A 15840-nucleotide genomic window follows, 5' to 3' on the forward strand; every position below is an offset into this window, starting at 1 on the left:
ACATGTCCTTCACTCGCACCGCGGCCCGCACCACCGGGGTCGCCATCCGCGCGATGCTCGTCCTCACCCTCGTCCTCGGCGTCGGCTACACGCTCCTCGTCACGGGCATCGGGCAGCTCGCTCTCCCCTGGCAGGCGAACGGCTCACCCCTCCCGGACGACAAAGGCAGCTCACTGATCGGCCAGCCGTTCACGGATGCCGACGGCGAGGCCCTGCCGGAGTACTTCCAGTCCCGCCCCTCGGCGGCCGGCGACGGCTATGACGGGGCGGGCTCCAGCGGCAGCAACCTCGGCCCGGAGAACCCCGACCTGGTCGCGGCCATTGCCGACCGCCAGGCCGCGATCGCGGAGCGCGAGGGCGTGAAGGCGTCCGAGGTGCCGGCCGACGCGGTCACCGCCTCGGGTTCGGGCCTCGACCCCCACATCAGCGTCGCCTACGCCCTGCTGCAGGTGCCGCGCGTGGCCGAGGCGCGTGGCGTTCCCGAACAGCAGGTGCAAGACCTCGTGGAGTCTAGGATTCAAGGGCGGGATCTGGGATTCCTCGGCGAGGAGCGCATCAACGTCGCCGAGCTCAACCTCGCGCTGGACGACCAGGAGGGCGAATGAGCGCAGATCGGACGCATCGCCCGGCACCGGAACACCCCCGTCGCGGCCGCCTCCGGGTGCTGCTGGGCGCCGCTCCCGGTGTCGGCAAGACGTTCGAGATGCTCGCCGAAGGACGCCGCCTCCGCGAGGAGGGACACGACGTCGTCATCGCCATCGTCGAGACCCATGACCGCGCGGCCACGCTCGCGCAGACGGTCGGACTGCCCGAGGTGCCCCGTCGCGTCGAAGACCATCGCGGCATCGCCCTGACCGAACTCGACCTCGACGCCGTGCTCGCCCGGGCTCCCGAGATCGCGCTCGTCGACGAGCTCGCACACACGAACACCCCCGGTTCGCGGCATCCGAAGCGCTGGCAGGACGTGGACGAGCTGCTGGACGCCGGCATCGACGTCGTCACCACCGTCAACGTGCAGCACATCGAGTCGCTCAATGCCGTGGTCGAGAAGATCACCGGCATCGCGCAGCAGGAGACGATCCCGGATGCCGTGGTGCGCGCCGCGGACGAGATCGAGGTCGTCGACCTCGCGCCGCAGTCGCTGCGGGACCGGCTCTCCGCCGGGCTCGTGTACCCGGCCGAGCGCATCGATGCCGCCCTGTCGAACTACTTCCGCCTCGGCAACCTCACCGCGCTGCGCGAGCTCGCCCTGCTCTGGCTCGCCGACGAGGTCGACAGCGCCCTGCGCACCTACCGTGCGGAGCAGGGGATCGAAGGGAACTGGCAGGCCAGGGAACGGGTCGTCGTCGCCCTCACCGGCGGCCCCGAAGGCGAGACCCTGCTGCGTCGCGGTGCACGGATCGCCGCCCGCTCGGCCGGCGGAGAACTGCTCGCGGTGCACATCTCGGCCCAGGACGGCCTGCGCAACGAGACCCCGGGGGCGCTCGCCACGCAGCGCACCCTCGTCGAATCGCTCGGCGGCAGCTACCACCAGGTCGTCGGCGACGACATCCCGGCCACCCTGGTCGAGTTCGCGCAGGGGGTGGATGCCACGCAGCTCGTCATCGGGGTCAGCCGTCGCAGTCGACTCGCCGCCGCGCTCACCGGTCCCGGCATCGGATCGGAGGTGATCCGTCGCTCGGGCGACATCGACGTGCACATCGTCACCCACGCCGCCGCGGGCGGACGTCTCGCCCTGCCACGGATGACCGGCGGGGCACTCGGCTGGCGGCGGCAGCTGCTGGGCTTCGCGGTGGCCCTCGTGTTCGGACCGCTGCTGTCGTGGCTGATGTTCACCTTCCGCAGCCCCGAGTCGATCACCGCCGAGGTGCTCGCCTACCAGCTGCTCGTGGTCGTGGTCGCCCTCATCGGCGGCGTCCGTCCTGCCGTGTTCGCGGCCGTGCTTTCCGGCGTCACACTCGACTTCCTCTTCGTCGCACCGCTGTTCACCATCACGATCGCGCATCCGTTGCACGTGCTCGCCCTCGCGCTGTACGTGCTCATCGCGATCCTGGTGAGCATCATCGTCGACCAGGCCGCCCGCCGTGCCCGCACCGCGCAGCGCGCCACCGCCGAGGCCGAGCTGCTCGCCGCGGTCGCCGGCAACGTGCTGCGGGGCGACAACGCGGTGCTGGCCCTCGCCAGCCGTACCCGGGAGGCGTTCGGGCTCAGCGGCGTGCGGGTGCTCTCCCCCGACGGCGAGGTGCTCGCCAGCGACGGGGAGCCGGTCGCCGACGGACGAGCCACGAGCATCCCGGTCGGCGTCCGCCCCGGTGGCGGCCCGCGCGCGATGCTGGAGCTGAACGGCGAACCGCTGGCGGGGCCGGAGCGTCGACTGCTCGACGCGATCGTGGCGCAGCTGTCGGCCGCGATCGAGCACACCGACCTGCGGGCGACCGCGAGCGAGGCCGAGGCCCTGGCCGAGACCGACCAGGTGCGCAGCGCGCTGTTGTCGGCCGTGAGCCATGATCTGCGGCGCCCGCTGGCCTCGGCCGTCGCGGCGATCGGCGGACTCCGCGGCGCGCACGAGCTCTCGGCATCCGATCGCGCGGAGCTGCTCGCGACCGCCGACGAGAGCCTCGCCACCCTGTCGACCCTGGTCACCGACCTGCTCGACGTGAGCCGCGTGCAGGCCGGGGTGCTCGCGGTCTCCTCCTCTCGGATGGATGCCGCCGGCACCGTGCTCGCCGCCATCGATGAGCTCGGGCTCGGCCCTGCCGACGTCGAGCTCGCCCTCGACCCCGAGCTGCCGCCGGTGTTCGCCGACCCCGTCCTGCTGCAGCGCGTGCTGGTGAACGTGCTCGCCAACGCGCACCGCCACGCGCCCGAGGGCAGCCGGGTGATCGTCTCGACCAGTGCCCTCGGCGATCGCGCCGAGATCCGCGTGATCGATCGCGGCGACGGGGTCTCACCCGAGCGACGGGACCGCATCTTCCAGCCGTTCCAGCGCTTCGGCGACACCGACAACACCACGGGGCTCGGGCTCGGGCTCGCCCTGTCGCGCGGGTTCGCCGAGGGCATGGGCGGTACCCTGACACCCGAGGACACCCCCGGCGGGGGCCTCACCATGGTCATCTCCCTGCCACTCGGCGCAGGGCATCACGACACGGAGGAGACGGAGTGAAGCTCCTCATCGCCGACGACGACCCGCAGATGGTGCGGGCGCTGCGGATCACTCTCGCCGCCCACGGATACGAGGTCGTCGTGGCGGCCGACGGTGCCGCCGCGGTCGCTGCTGCCGCGCAGACGCATCCCGACCTCATCATGCTCGACCTGGGGATGCCACGGCTCGACGGCATCGAGGTGATCCAGGCGCTGCGCGGGTGGACGAACGTGCCGATCATCGTGGTCTCCGGCCGCACCGGGTCGGCCGACAAGGTCGAGGCGCTGGATGCCGGTGCCGACGACTTCGTGACGAAGCCCTTCCAGGTGGACGAGCTGCTCGCGCGGCTGCGGGCGCTGTCCCGCCGGTCGATGCCGGCGAACGGGGAGTCGACGGTGGCGTTCGGCGACGTCGTGGTCGACCTCGCGACCAAGACCGTCACCCGGGCAGGAACTCGCGTGCACCTGACGCCGACGGAGTGGCGGATGCTGGAGCACCTCGCACGGCATCCGGGTGCCCTGGTCACCCGACAGGATCTGCTGAAGGAGATCTGGGGCAGTGAGCAGGTGTCCGACTCGGGCTACCTGCGCCTGTACATGTCGCAGCTGCGCAAGAAGCTCGAGCAGGAGCCGGCCGCGCCGGTGCATCTGCTCACCGAGGCGGGGATGGGCTACCGGCTCGTGCTCTGAGCCGAGCGCGCACGGCGTCGCAGCACCGCGACGACCCCGGCGACGACGAGCAGCACGGCCACGATGATCGCGATGATCGCCGTCGGAGTGCTCTCGGGCTCTCCGGTGAGACGGCCGACCGCGAGCCAGGCCAGACCCCAGGCCGTCGCGAGGGCGGGGGCGATGCGACCTGTCGCCCACGCGGCAGCGGCACCGATCACCAGGACGACGACCAGCACGGCGATCGCCCAGGCATCCGCGGCCTCCGCCCAACTCTCGGGTGCGATCTGCGTCAGCCACGCGGCCGTGTTCGCGACCGTCGCGATCGTCACCCAGCCGAAGTGCAGGCCGTTCGCGCCGTCGGTCAGGATGCGGTCGGCGAGGTTGCGCGCCGGGAAGCGCCCCAGCACCACGATCACCCGGGCGAGCACCGCCAGCAGCAGGGCGATCACCACGACTGTGAGCCACAGCGTCAGAAAGCGCGCGGTGACCAGCCACAGCCCGTTCAGCACCATCGACGCGGCGATCCATCCGCCCACGGCCTGCTGGCGAGCATCCTGCCGCTGTGCGGGAAGCGCCTGCCAGACGGTGTACGCGATGAGCCCGATGTAGATGAGGGACCAGATCGAGAAGGCGGGGCCGGCGGGCGCGAGATACGAGCCCTGTGCCGAGAGCGCGCCGTCCTGCAGGTCGTCGACGGATGCTCCGCCGAAGGCTCCTGCGCCCACGGCGGCCGCGATCAGCATGAACGATGCCGCCGCGATGATCAGGCTCTGCCGGCCGATGCCCTTCGTACGTGAGTCCATGGTCGTGACCATACGGCGTGGAGCGCCCGGTGCGCATCGGGGTTGACACCCGGCCGCGGTTTCGCTAACCAGGTTAGCCAAACGGCCGGGCCGCCCGCCTCCTCTGCGCATCCGTCGGGAGAAAGTCCATCCGTCGGGAGACACGCCGTCGAATGCCCCGACACCCGCGAATCCTCCCGACATGCGTGCAGGCCAGGATGGATGCCGCGGAACGGGTGGGCGGATGACGGTGCCGGGACTCAGGCCCGGGCGAAGGCCGCGTCGATCAGGACCTCCGCGGCGCCGCGCGCCTGCACGGCCACGGAGGGGTCCTTCGAGATCGCGGCCGTGCTCTGCGCCCCCTCGGCGAGGATCGACAGCTGTGCGGCGAGCGCTGCGGGGGCACCCGTGTCGGCGACCAGGCCCGCCATGTACTCCTGGAACGACGCCTTGTGTGTGCGCACGATCTCCGCGACCTCGGGGTTCGTCCCGCCGAGCTCGCCGAACGCGTTGATGAAGGCGCAGCCGCGGAAGTCGTCGGCGCAGAACCAGTTCTCGAGGTATCCGTAGACCGCGAGCAGGCGGGTGCGCGGATCATCGCCGGCGTCCGTCACGGCCACGGAGAGCCCGGACTCCCACTGGGCGTGCTTGCGGGCGAGGACAGCGGTGACGATGTCGGTCTTCGCGGGGAACAGCGCGTAGAGGCGACGCAGCGACACGCCGGCGGCCGACCGCAGCTCGTCCATGCCGACGGCCGCGTACCCCTTGCGGTAGTAGAGCTCCTCCGCGGCGGACAGGATGCGCTCTCGGGCCTCGTCTTCGGTCATGTCCAGAAGTCTACTTGACACGAGAACGAACGTTCTCTAGATTGAACACATCGAGCGAGAACGATCGTTCTCACCGCAACCGAAAGGACCAGGATCATGGGCTACATCACCGTCGGAAACGAGAACAGCACTCCGATCGAGCTCTACTACGAAGACCAGGGTTCGGGTCAGCCCGTCGTCCTGATCCACGGCTACCCGCTCGACGGCCACAGCTGGGAGCGTCAGACCCGCGAGCTCCTCGCCCAGGGCTACCGCGTCATCACTTACGACCGCCGCGGCTTCGGCGGATCTTCCAAGGTCAACGCCGGCTACGACTACGACACGTTCGCCGCCGACCTGAACACCGTGCTCGAGACCCTCGACCTGCGCGACGTCGTGCTCGTCGGCTTCTCGATGGGCACCGGAGAGCTCGCCCGCTACGTCGCGAAGTACGGACACGACCGCGTCGCGAAGCTCGCCTTCCTCGCCTCGCTCGAGCCCTTCCTGGTGCAGCGCGACGACAACCCCGAGGGCGTGCCGCAGGAGGTCTTCGACGGCATCGAGGCCGCGGCGAAGGGCGACCGCTTCGCGTGGTTCACCGACTTCTACCAGAACTTCTACAACCTCGACGAGAACCTCGGCTCGCGCATCAGCGAGCAGGCCGTGACCGGCAGCTGGAACGTCGCCATCGGCAGCGCACCCGTGGCCGCCTACGCGGTCGTCTCGGCCTGGATCGAGGACTTCCGTGGCGACGTCGAGGCTGTGCGTGCCGCGGCCAAGCCCACCCTGATCCTGCACGGCACGAAGGACAACATCCTCCCGATCGACGCGACCGCCCGCCGCTTCCACCAGGCGGTGCCGGATGCCGACTACGTCGAGGTCGAGGGCGCCCCGCACGGCCTGCTCTGGACGCACGCCGACGAGGTCAACGCCGCGCTGAAGGACTTCCTGGCGAAGTAAACCCCGTTCGTATCGCGCAAATGGTCCCGTTCCTGCTGGAACGGGACCATTTGTGTTACTCGAAGGCGAAGGAGGGAGCGACAGCTACGCGTCGCGCGAGCGCCAGAGCAGCCAGACGAAGTACGGGGCTCCGATCAGCGCCACCACGAGTCCGGCTGGCAGCTGCGCGGGGGCGATGACCGTGCGGCCGATGGTGTCCGCGACACCGACGAGCAGCCCGCCCAGCAGCACCGCGACCGGGATCACCCTGGCGTGCCTGGCACCGACGAGCGCGCGTGCGGCATGCGGAGCGACGAGCCCGACGAAGCCGATCACGCCGATCGCCGTCACACTGAGCGCCGCGAGCACCGCCGCCACGACCAGCAGCGTCAGCCGCACGGGCTCGAGGCGGATGCCGACGAGTCGCGGAGTGTCCTCGTCGAGCGACAGCACGTCGAGCTCGCGTCGGCTCATCACCACGAACGGCAGCGCGATGGCCAGGACGATCGCCAGCGGCAGCACCTGCTCCCACACGCGGCCGTACGTGGTGCCCGACAGCCAGGTGTAGATCTTCGGGGTGTCCCAGGGGTTCGACCTCAGCAGGAAGAAGGTCGTGAGCGACACGGTGAAGTACGAGACGCCGATGCCGATCAACAGGAACCTGTCGGCGTTCAAGCCGCCGCGCCACGACAGCAGGTACACGAGGGCGAAGGCCAGCAGCGCCCCGGCGATGGCACCCGCGATCATGCCCGCGGTGGACGAGACGGCACTCGTGATCACCAGCACCGCGCCGAGGCCGCCGCCGCCCGTGACGCCGAGGATGCTCGGGTCGGCGAGCGGGTTCCGGCTGACCCCCTGGATGATGGCGCCGGACAGCGCGAGCGCCCCACCCGCCACGACCGCGGCCGCGATGCGCGGCGCCCGCTCGTCCAGCGCGAAGGCGATCGCGGGGGGAGCTTCGCCCTGAAGCCACAGCGCGATGTCGCCGGTCAGCAGCCAGGTGTGCCCGGCGAGCAGGCCGAGCAACAGCACCCCGATCACGCCCAGCACGACGACCACCATGGTGATGCGGAACCGGAGTCGGCTGCGCACGCCGAACCGCACCCGCGGAGGCTCTCGCGTCGGACCGGCATCGCGCAGGCGCCGCGCCATGAGCACGAGCACGATGGCTCCGAGGAGCGTGGTCGCGACGCCGGTCGGGATGAGGATCGCCGCCTCGGCCCCGATGATCGCCCGCAGCAGAGCATCCGAGAGGATCACGACGATCGCGCCGAGGAGGCCGGCCGCCGGGATCAGGAGCAGATGGCGGTTCAGACTCGGCACCACCCGCGTCAGCAGACGGGCGAGCACGGGCGCACACAGCCCGACGAAGCCCATCGGCCCCGCGAGCGTCACCGACACCGCGGTGAGCGTGACGGCGAGCAGGATGCCGATGGCCCTCGTCGAGCGGATCGGCACACCCAGGGAGGATGCCGTGTCGTCGCCGAGCGCCAGGATGTCGAACCGCCGCGCGAGCAGCAGGGCCGCCGCCGTCACCACGACCACGACGGGTGCCGCCTGCAGGAACGCGGTCAGCCCGAGCTGCGACAGGCTGCCGCTTCCCCACGCCAGCAGCCCCTTGGTCTCCTCGTCGAAGAGGATGAGCAGGGTCGAAGTGCCGGCCTGGAATGCGAGCGCGAGGGCCGTGCCCGCGAGGATCAGCCGCGTGGTCGACGACCCCGCACCACCGGCGAGGCCGAGCACGATCCCCGCGGCGATGAGGCCCCCGGCGAACGCGACAGCGCCCGACGCCCACACCGGCACCGCGATGCCGAACGCCGCGAGCGCCGTCACCGCGAGATAGGCACCGGCGGTCACGCCCAGCGTGTCCGGCGAGGCCAGAGCGTTGCGGGCGAGCGACTGGAGCAGGATGCCGGCGACGCCGAGCGCCACCCCCACGGCGATGCCCGCGGCGAGGCGTGGCACCCGCGACCCCCACAGCACCTCGGTGTCAGCGAACACGGCACCGCTCGTGCCCTGCGTGAGATGCCAGCAGGCCACGGCGACGAGCACGATCGCAAGGGCGACGAGCACGCCGATGCCCGTCAGCAGGGCACCCGGCCGGCGTCCCTCCGCCTCGTCGGGCGCGACGGCGGGAGCCGGGCGCGCCGGCTCCGTCGTGGCCGCCGCGTCGTCGAGGCGAAGGGCACCCGTCACTTCGAGAGCACCTCGACGTAGCCGTCGATGATCTGCTGGGTCGAGCGCGGTCCGCCGAACGTCCAGATCCCGGCGGGGAACGCGGTGAGGCGGTCATCGGCCACGGCGGGCAGCGAGGTCCAGGCCGGGTTGTCCTGCAGGGCGTCGATGAAGCTCTCGGACTCGGGGTCTTCGGTGCCGGTGTAGAACAGGCTGGCGTCGCCGACCGTGGTCATGCCCTCGACATCGGTCTGGCCGAGGCCGTACGTGGGGTCGACCTCGCCGGTCCAGGCGTTCTTCAGACCGAGCTTCTCGCCGATCTCCCCGACCAGCGAGCCCTGGCCGAACGGACGCAGCGCGACGTTGCCGCCGTCGACCCAGCCGTCGAAGAACACGAACTCCGTCGTGGGCAGGTCGAGATCCGCGAGTTCGGCCGATGCCGAGTCCAAGTGGGCCTGGAACTCGTCGGCGACGACCTCGGCGCGCTCCTCGCGGCCGGTCACCTGGGCGATGAGGTCGAGCGTGCCGAGCATCTTCGCGATGGGGTCGGCGGCATCCGCACCGATGGTCGCCAGCACCGGCACGTCGTAGGCCTCGAGCTGGGCGACGATGGGGTCGTCCGCGGCGCTGACCTCGACGATCACGAGGTCGGGCTCGGTGCCGAACAGCGTCTCGAGGTTCGGCTCCTGGCGGGTGCCGACGTCGGTCACACCCTCCGGGAGCTCCTCCGCGGTGACCCACGTGCTGTACCCCTCGGCGTCGGCGACCGCGACCGGGGTGACGCACAGCGACAGCGCATCCTCGATCTGCTGCCACTCCAGCACCGCGATCCGCTCGGCGGGCTTGTCGAGTTCGACCGTGCGGCCGAGGTCGTCCGTGACGGAGACGGCGCCCGTCGAGGTCGCGGTGGTGTCGTCGCCGCAGCCCGCGCTCGTCGAGGCCGAGGCGTCGGAGTCGGAGGCCGCGGGGGCCTGGGTGGTGCCGCAGCCGGCGAGGGCCATCACGAGCGCGCCACCCAGGGCGATCAGGGCGAGGGGCTTCTTCTTCATTCGGTTCTTCCTCCGGGAGGGGTGAGGGGGTTTCAGGATGCTGCGCGGGCGCGGTGCCGGCCGTGGTGACGACCGCGCGGGAGCACCCGCACGAGGCCGGTCTCCTCGTCGATCTCGGTGTCGATCCGCAGGCCGTACACGTGCGAGAGGTTCTCGCCCGTGAGCACCTCGGCGGGGGTGCCCGCCGCGTGCACTCGACCGGCGTGCAGCAGCACCACGTCGTCGGCGACGGATGCCGCGTGGTCGAGGTCGTGCAGCACGACGCCGAGGGCGGTGCCGTGGTCGTCGGCGAGCTCGCGCACCAGGTCGAGCGTTTCCACCTGGTAGCGCAGGTCGAGGTGGTTGGTCGGCTCGTCGAGGAGCAGCACGCCCGTCTCCTGCGCCAGCGCGGTCGCCAGCCACACGCGCTGCAGTTCGCCGCCCGAGAGCTGGTCGACGGGGCGGGCGGCCATGGCGCGGAGTCCGGTCAGTTCGAGCGCCCGCGCGACGGCGGCGCGGTCGGCGTCACTGACACCGGAGAAACGGCCCCGATGCGGGTGGCGGCCGTACGCCACGACGTCGGAGACCTCGATCCCGGACGGATGCGGCCGCGACTGCGAGAGCATCGCGACGGCCTTGGCGAACTCCTTCGCCGAGAGGGCCGCGGCATCGCGAGTCTCGTCGCCGCCGATGCGCACGCTCCCCGCCTCGATGCGGTGCAGGCGGGCGAGCGCGCGCAGGACGGTCGACTTGCCGCTGCCGTTCGGCCCGATGAGGGCGGTGACCCGTCCGGGTGCCAGGCGCAGCGAGACGTCGTGCACCACCCGGGCTCGGCCGTACCCGAGCACGAGGGATTCGCCCTGCAGGGCGTGGGGCGCTGTCGTCGTCATGTCAGCCCCGCATCGCGACGCCGCGTCGCCAGTAGCCCATGAACGCGACCTGCCCGCGGTCGACGCCGAGGTCCTTGACGAGGTGGCGGCGCAGGGTGGTGACCACGCCGCTCTCCCCCGCGATCCAGAAGTAGCGCTCCGCCGGGGCATCCGCCCGGTCGATCTCTTCCCCGAGGCCGGAGTAGTCCGGCGTCTCCCAGAGCAGGTCCTCGCCGTCGATGTCCTTCACCCGGATCTCCTCCGCCGCGTCGGCGTCTCCGAGGTAGCCGAGCACGGCGGGGATCAGGCGCAGGCCGTGCGGGTCACCGGCGTCGCGCGGCAGCCAGTGCACCTCGACACCGGACGGCACGTCGATGCGCAGGATGTCGGCGGGAGAGGGCACCTCGATGAAGGCCACTCCGCGCAGGTCGCGGGGCGCGTCCTCCAGGATGCGGGCGATGGCGGGGGCCGCCGTCTCGTCGCCGGCGAGCACGACCGACGCCGCGGTGCCCGGCGCGAACTCGGCCCCACCGTGCGCATCCACGTCGACGCCGCGACGGGGCCCGACGAGGTAGAGCTCCTGGCCGACCGCCGCCTGGCTCGCCCACAGCGATGCGGGTCCGGTGAGCCCCGGCTCGAGGTGCAGCACGAAGTCGACGTCCACCTCGGTGCCCGCGGCGGGATCCACCCGCAGCTCGCGCACGGAGTAGGTGCGCATCGAGCCGCGCTCCTCCTCCGGCACCGCGAGGAAAGACTGCCACCAGTTGTCCGAGGCCCGATCGAGTTCGGGGAGGATGCCGGATGCCGGCGGGAAGACCAGCTTGATGCGGCTGTCGAACACCTCGCCGGGCGTGCCGAACTCACTCAGGTCGTCGCCGCCGAACGTCACGCGCACGAACGAGGGCGAGACGCGGGCGACGGCGCGCACCTCGGCGCGGGTGAGGATGTAGGTCGGACGCTCGGTGGTGGTCGTCTCAGCGGACATGGTGCCTCCCGATGGGTGTGACCATCGGCTTGCCGGAGACCGGGTCGATGGTGATCTGATTGGCGAGGCCGAAGACCTCTTCGACGAGCTGTGCGGTGACGATGTCCTGCGGGGCGCCCGTCGCGTGCACCCGCCCGTCTTTCATGGCGACCAGCTCGTCGGCGTAGCGTGCCGCGAGGTTGAGGTCGTGCAGCACCATGACGATGGTGGTGCCGCGCGAGACGCTCAGGTCGGTGAGCAGGTCGAGGACCTCGACCTGGTGCGCGACGTCGAGGAACGTGGTCGGCTCGTCGAGCAACAGGATGTCGGTCTCCTGCGCGAGGGCCATCGCGATCCAGACGCGCTGCCGCTGTCCGCCGGAGAGCTCATCGACGCTGCGGTCGGCCAGGTCGGTGATGCCGGTCGCGTCGAGGGCATCGGCCACCACCTCGTAGTCGTGGGTGCTCCACCGCGCGAGCATCTTCTGGTGCGGGTGCCGTCCCCGACCGACCAGATCCGCGACCGCGATGCCCTCGGGCGCGACCGGCGACTGCGGCAGCAGGCCGAGGATGCGGGCGACCTCTTTGGTGGGCCGGGCGTGCACGGACTTGCCGTCGAGCACGACCTGTCCCTCGGTGGGCGAGAGCAGGCGGGCGAGCGAGCGCAGCAGCGTCGACTTGCCGCATCCGTTGGCCCCGACGATCGTCGTGATGCGGCCGGGGGCGATCTGCAGGTCGAGGCCGTCGACGACGGTGCGGTCACCGTAGGCCAGACTCACGCCTTCGGCGGACAGGCTGTGCGAGACGGTCAAAGCGAACCCCCGGAACGGTTGGTGCGGATGAGCAGGTAGATCAGGTACGGCGCACCGACCACGCCGGTGATGACGCCGACCGGATAGCGGGTACCGAAGGCGAACTGGCCGATCAGATCGCCGCCGAGCACGAGCACGGCCCCGACGAACGCCGACGGCAGGAGCAGGTTGGCGCCCGGCCCGGTGATGCGGGCGGCGATGGGTCCGGCCATGAACGCGACGAACGCGATGGGACCGGTCGCCGCGGTCGCGAACGCGAGCAGCGCGACCGCCCCGAGGATGAGCAGCAGGCGCGTGGCGTCGACCCGGATCCCGAGGCCGGCCGCGGAGTCGTCGCCGAGCTGGAGGGCGCCGAGCGCACGCCCCTGCGACAGCATCAGCGGCACGATGATGAGCGCGGCGATGGCCATCGGCAGCACCCGCTCCCACGACGCATTGTTGAGGCTTCCGGTCAACCACTGCATCGCGGTCTGGATGTCCCAGTTCGCGGCGCGCGACAGCATGTACGAGATGACGCTCTGCAGCATCGCCGCGACACCGATGCCGATCAGGATCAGGCGGGTGCCGGCGAAGCCGCCCTTGATCGAGAGCAGGTAGATCGCGAAGGCCGTGACGACGGCGCCGCCGAGGGCGAGCAGCGACACGACCGGCCCGTTCACCGAGAGCACGACGATGCCGAAGACCGCGGCCGCCCCGGCGCCGTTCGAGATGCCGATGATGTCGGGCGAGGCGAGCGGATTGCGCAGCATCGTCTGGAAGCAGACTCCCGCCATGCCGAAGCCGATCCCGGTGAGCACGGCCAGGATCGCCCGCGGCAGCCGCAGGTCGCCGACGGTGAATGAGGCCCCGGGGACGGTCTCGCCGAGGATCACGCGGATGACCTCGTCGAGCGGGTAGAACGTGTTGCCGACCATGAGGGCGACCGTGAACAGCACGAGCAGCAGGATGCCGAGCACGATCGTGGCGATCGCGTGGCGGCGGTGGCGCGCGCGACGGCCCGCGACGATGCGCGCGATCCGGGCGGATGCCGGCTCGTCGACGCGGTCGAGGGTGTGTTCGGTGTGCTCGGTCGTGCTCACAGCTCACGCACCTTCTGCCGACGGACGATCCAGATGAAGAACGGGGCGCCGATGATGGCGGTGATGATGCCGACCTGGATCTCCTCCGCCGAGGGCGAGATCACGCGGCCGATGATGTCGCTCGCGGTCAGCAGCGCGGCACCGGCGATGGCCGAGAACGGCAGCAGCCAGCGGTGATCGGTGCCCACCAGCATCCGGCACATGTGCGGGACGATGAGTCCGACGAAGCCGATGGGCCCGGCGATGGCCGTCGCCGCTCCCGCGAGGATCACCGCACCGAGCGCCGATATCAGGCGTGTGCGGAACACGTGCTCGCCGAGACCCTTGGCCATGTCGTCGCCGAGCGCGAGCGAGTTCATGCCGCGCGAGCACAGGAAGCAGATGAGGGCGCCGACCGCGAGGACGGGCGCGGTGAGCGCGATGCGCGGCCACTCCGCCCCGCCGACACCGCCGATCTGCCAGGACTGGAACGTCTGGAGCAGGTCGACGCGGGGCAGCATCACCGCGCTGATCAGCGAGGCGAAGGCCGCCGAGGTGGCGGCACCCGCGAGCGCGAGCTTGAGCGGCGTCGCGCCCCCGCGCCCGAGGGAGCCGACCGTGTAGACGAACACGGCGGCGATCCCGGCTCCGGCGATCGCGAACCCCATCTGCCCGTAGGGGTTGCTGAGGCCGAAGAAGGCGATGCCGCAGACGACCGCGAGCGAGGCGCCGTTCGAGACGCCGAGGATGCCGGGGTCGGCGATGGGGTTGCGCGTCACAGCCTGCATGGTCGCACCGGAGAGGGCGAGCGCGGCACCGACGAGGAGGGCGAGCACGGTGCGCGGGATGCGCTTGACGATCGCGGCCTGGGAGATCGTGTCGGTGTGGCCGCCGAGGGCCGCGACGATGTCGTCGAAGGAGACCGCGCGCACGCCGAACGAGATCGACAGGATGCTGAGGACGACGAGCACCACGACCCCGATGAGCAGCCAGAAGGTGCGCACCAGCGCCGGGTGCCGCAGGTCTGCGGCACCCGGCGCGGGGGCGATGACGGTTGCTGAGGTCACTGAGGATTCACTCCGCTGATGCGGATCGAACGGTTACTTCGCGAGCGGTGCAGCCAGCAGTGCGAGGTAGTCGCTGAGGCCCCACGGGATGGACAGCGGCGACGGGTTCGCGGATGCGGCGACCGGCGTCGCGTTGGGGAGGATCGCGATACGCCCCTCGGCGATGGCCGGGATCTTCGACAGCAGCGGGTCGGCCTGGAGCTGAGCGATGAGCGCGTCGTCGCCGTAGGTGACGAACAAGTCCACGTCGGCGAACTTCGCGACCTCTTCCGCGCTGACCGTCAGATCGAACTTCTCGGTGTCTGCGGTGTCTTCCACGATCGACGGGAACGGCAGGCCGAGGTTGTCGTGGAGGTATCCGGGACGCGTGTCGATCGCCGTGTAATAGCCGATCTGGCTCAGGTCGGCCGGGTCGAGGTACGCGAACAGGACCTTCTTGTCCTTCAGGATGCTGTTCGCCTCGAGAGCGGTCTCGGCGTCGGCGTGCAGCTCGTCGATCAGTGCTTCGCCCTCATCCTGGAGGCCGAGTGCCTTCGAGTTCATCTCGATCATGTCGTCGACCGAGGTGCCCCAGGCGACCTCGGGGAACGCGATGACCGGAGCGATCTTGGAGAGGGTGTCGTACTCCTCCTGCGTGAGGCCGGAGTATGCCGCGAGGATCACGTCGGGCTCGGTGTCGGCCACGGCCTCGTAATCGATGCCGTCGGTCTCATCGAACAGGACCGGGGTCTCGGCGTCCAGCTCGTCGAGCTTCTCCTCGACCCAGGGCAGCACGCCGTTGTCGTCGTCGTCGCCCCAGCTGGCCTTGCTCATGCCGACCGGGACGATGCCGAGCGCCAGCGGCACCTCGTGATTCGCCCAGGCGACCGTCGCGATGCGCTCGGGCTTCTCCGAGATGGTGGTCTCGCCGTAGGCGTGCTCCACCGTGACGGGGAAGGCATCCGCGGAGGCGGGGTTACCGCCGGCTGTTCCGGTCGATTCCGGCGCGGGGGACGCGCAGGCGGAGAGGCCGACGGCGAGTGCAGCGGCCGCGCCGATGGCGAGGATTCGAGAGATGCGCACAGGCGTTCCCTTCGGGTTCGGGGTGAGGGGGCGGCGCGAGAGGTGCGCCCAGCCTTTGGTAAGCCTGGCCTAATCTAACACGGAGGTTAGGGCGACCTCACTTCGAGTCCTGGAACCCCGCGCAGTTGCGGGCACAGAAAAAGCCGGCCGGATCCGTGAGGATCCGGCCGGCTTCAGGAAGTCAGCGCGCGCTCAGAGAGCGCGGATGTTCGCCGCCTGCATGCCCTTGGGGCCACGCTCAGCGTCGAATTCGACCTTCTGGTTCTCGCGGAGCTCCTTGAAACCGGAGCCGGCGATAGCCGAGTAGTGGGCGAAAAGGTCGTCCGAGCCGTCATCGGGAGCGATGAAGCCGAAGCCCTTTTCCGCGTTGAACCATTTCACAGTGCCAGTGGCCATGTGTTTCTACTTTCTGTTGACTTAGCCGTTTACACGGCCTACGCCGAATCGGAACATCCGAGACGCGCGC

15 protein-coding genes are annotated in these 15840 nt (G+C 70.7%); 4 read left to right on the forward strand and 11 right to left on the reverse strand.

The features are described 5' to 3' along the window. Positions 1-2: 2 nt before the first annotated feature. The 3 genes from kdpC to OC372_RS16530 are packed head-to-tail and all read left to right on the forward strand — an operon-like array spanning position 3 to position 3831. Positions 3-605: a potassium-transporting ATPase subunit KdpC gene (gene kdpC / locus OC372_RS16520; RefSeq protein WP_262002911.1), complete on the forward strand. Its 603-nt coding sequence runs from the start codon at positions 3-5 to the stop codon at positions 603-605. Beyond that, positions 602-3163, forward strand: coding sequence for an ATP-binding protein (locus OC372_RS16525; protein WP_262002913.1), 2562 nt, complete (start codon positions 602-604; stop codon positions 3161-3163). Before kdpC ends, OC372_RS16525 begins: the two co-directional genes overlap by 4 nt. Next, complete coding sequence (locus tag OC372_RS16530) at positions 3160-3831, forward strand: response regulator (protein WP_262002916.1); 672 nt, start codon at positions 3160-3162, stop codon at positions 3829-3831. Before OC372_RS16525 ends, OC372_RS16530 begins: the two co-directional genes overlap by 4 nt. Here the strand turns inward: OC372_RS16530 and OC372_RS16535 are convergent. Further along, complete coding sequence (locus OC372_RS16535) at positions 3813-4616, reverse strand: tryptophan-rich sensory protein (protein ID WP_262002918.1); 804 nt, start codon at positions 4614-4616, stop codon at positions 3813-3815. The genes OC372_RS16530 and OC372_RS16535 overlap by 19 nt on opposite strands. Positions 4617-4855: 239 nt before the next feature. Then, complete coding sequence (locus OC372_RS16540; protein ID WP_262002920.1) at positions 4856-5422, reverse strand: TetR/AcrR family transcriptional regulator; 567 nt, start codon at positions 5420-5422, stop codon at positions 4856-4858. A gap of 96 nt (positions 5423-5518) precedes the next feature. Here OC372_RS16540 and OC372_RS16545 point away from each other — a divergent pair, with 96 nt between their 5' ends. After that, positions 5519-6361, forward strand: a complete 843-nt coding sequence (locus OC372_RS16545) for an alpha/beta fold hydrolase (protein WP_262002922.1) — start codon at positions 5519-5521, stop codon at positions 6359-6361. An 84-nt stretch (positions 6362-6445) separates the two neighbouring features. Here OC372_RS16545 and OC372_RS16550 read toward each other — a convergent pair whose 3' ends face one another. The 9 genes from OC372_RS16550 to OC372_RS16590 form a co-directional block, all read right to left on the reverse strand. Beyond that, positions 6446-8536 carry an iron ABC transporter permease gene (locus OC372_RS16550; protein ID WP_262002925.1) on the reverse strand — a complete coding sequence of 697 codons (2091 nt, stop codon included), beginning with the start codon at positions 8534-8536 and terminating at the stop codon, positions 6446-6448. Then, on the reverse strand, positions 8533-9564 hold the full coding sequence (locus OC372_RS16555) for an iron-siderophore ABC transporter substrate-binding protein (protein WP_029261442.1): 1032 nt from the start codon (positions 9562-9564) through the stop codon (positions 8533-8535). Before OC372_RS16555 ends, OC372_RS16550 begins: the two co-directional genes overlap by 4 nt. Before the next feature lie 32 nt (positions 9565-9596). Then, positions 9597-10433, reverse strand: coding sequence for an ABC transporter ATP-binding protein (locus OC372_RS16560; protein WP_262002929.1), 837 nt, complete (start codon positions 10431-10433; stop codon positions 9597-9599). 1 nt (position 10434) lies between these two features. Next, entirely contained in the window at positions 10435-11397 is a 963-nt protein-coding gene (locus OC372_RS16565; protein WP_262002932.1) for a siderophore-interacting protein, read from the reverse strand. Then, positions 11387-12187 (reverse strand): ABC transporter ATP-binding protein, encoded by an 801-nt coding sequence (locus OC372_RS16570; RefSeq protein WP_029261439.1) that lies wholly within the window; start codon positions 12185-12187, stop codon positions 11387-11389. The genes OC372_RS16565 and OC372_RS16570 overlap by 11 nt, the downstream gene beginning before the upstream one ends. Continuing rightward, complete coding sequence (locus OC372_RS16575) at positions 12184-13266, reverse strand: FecCD family ABC transporter permease (protein WP_105710681.1); 1083 nt, start codon at positions 13264-13266, stop codon at positions 12184-12186. The genes OC372_RS16570 and OC372_RS16575 overlap by 4 nt, the downstream gene beginning before the upstream one ends. Beyond that, positions 13263-14312: a FecCD family ABC transporter permease gene (locus tag OC372_RS16580; protein ID WP_105710680.1), complete on the reverse strand. Its 1050-nt coding sequence runs from the start codon at positions 14310-14312 to the stop codon at positions 13263-13265. The genes OC372_RS16575 and OC372_RS16580 overlap by 4 nt, the downstream gene beginning before the upstream one ends. A 33-nt stretch (positions 14313-14345) precedes the next feature. Continuing rightward, positions 14346-15374 carry an iron-siderophore ABC transporter substrate-binding protein gene (locus tag OC372_RS16585; RefSeq protein WP_105710679.1) on the reverse strand — a complete coding sequence of 343 codons (1029 nt, stop codon included), beginning with the start codon at positions 15372-15374 and terminating at the stop codon, positions 14346-14348. A 192-nt stretch (positions 15375-15566) separates the two neighbouring features. After that, entirely contained in the window at positions 15567-15770 is a 204-nt protein-coding gene (locus OC372_RS16590) for a cold-shock protein (protein WP_017831237.1), read from the reverse strand. Between the last annotated feature and the right edge of the window lie 70 nt (positions 15771-15840).

This window comes from Microbacterium sp. Mcb102 (genome assembly GCF_024519805.1).
Lineage (GTDB): Bacteria > Actinomycetota > Actinomycetes > Actinomycetales > Microbacteriaceae > Microbacterium.

Coding starts and splice junctions, on each gene's coding strand:
- OC372_RS16535 (WP_262002918.1), bottom strand. CDS start 4,616: ATGGACTCACGTACGAAGGGCATCGGCCGGCAGAGCCTGATCATCGCG.
- OC372_RS16540 (WP_262002920.1), bottom strand. CDS start 5,422: ATGACCGAAGACGAGGCCCGAGAGCGCATCCTGTCCGCCGCGGAGGAG.
- kdpC (WP_262002911.1), top strand. CDS start 3: ATGTCCTTCACTCGCACCGCGGCCCGCACCACCGGGGTCGCCATCCGC.
- OC372_RS16590 (WP_017831237.1), bottom strand. CDS start 15,770: ATGGCCACTGGCACTGTGAAATGGTTCAACGCGGAAAAGGGCTTCGGC.
- OC372_RS16525 (WP_262002913.1), top strand. CDS start 602: ATGAGCGCAGATCGGACGCATCGCCCGGCACCGGAACACCCCCGTCGC.
- OC372_RS16555 (WP_029261442.1), bottom strand. CDS start 9,564: ATGAAGAAGAAGCCCCTCGCCCTGATCGCCCTGGGTGGCGCGCTCGTG.
- OC372_RS16560 (WP_262002929.1), bottom strand. CDS start 10,433: ATGACGACGACAGCGCCCCACGCCCTGCAGGGCGAATCCCTCGTGCTC.
- OC372_RS16565 (WP_262002932.1), bottom strand. CDS start 11,397: ATGTCCGCTGAGACGACCACCACCGAGCGTCCGACCTACATCCTCACC.
- OC372_RS16545 (WP_262002922.1), top strand. CDS start 5,519: ATGGGCTACATCACCGTCGGAAACGAGAACAGCACTCCGATCGAGCTC.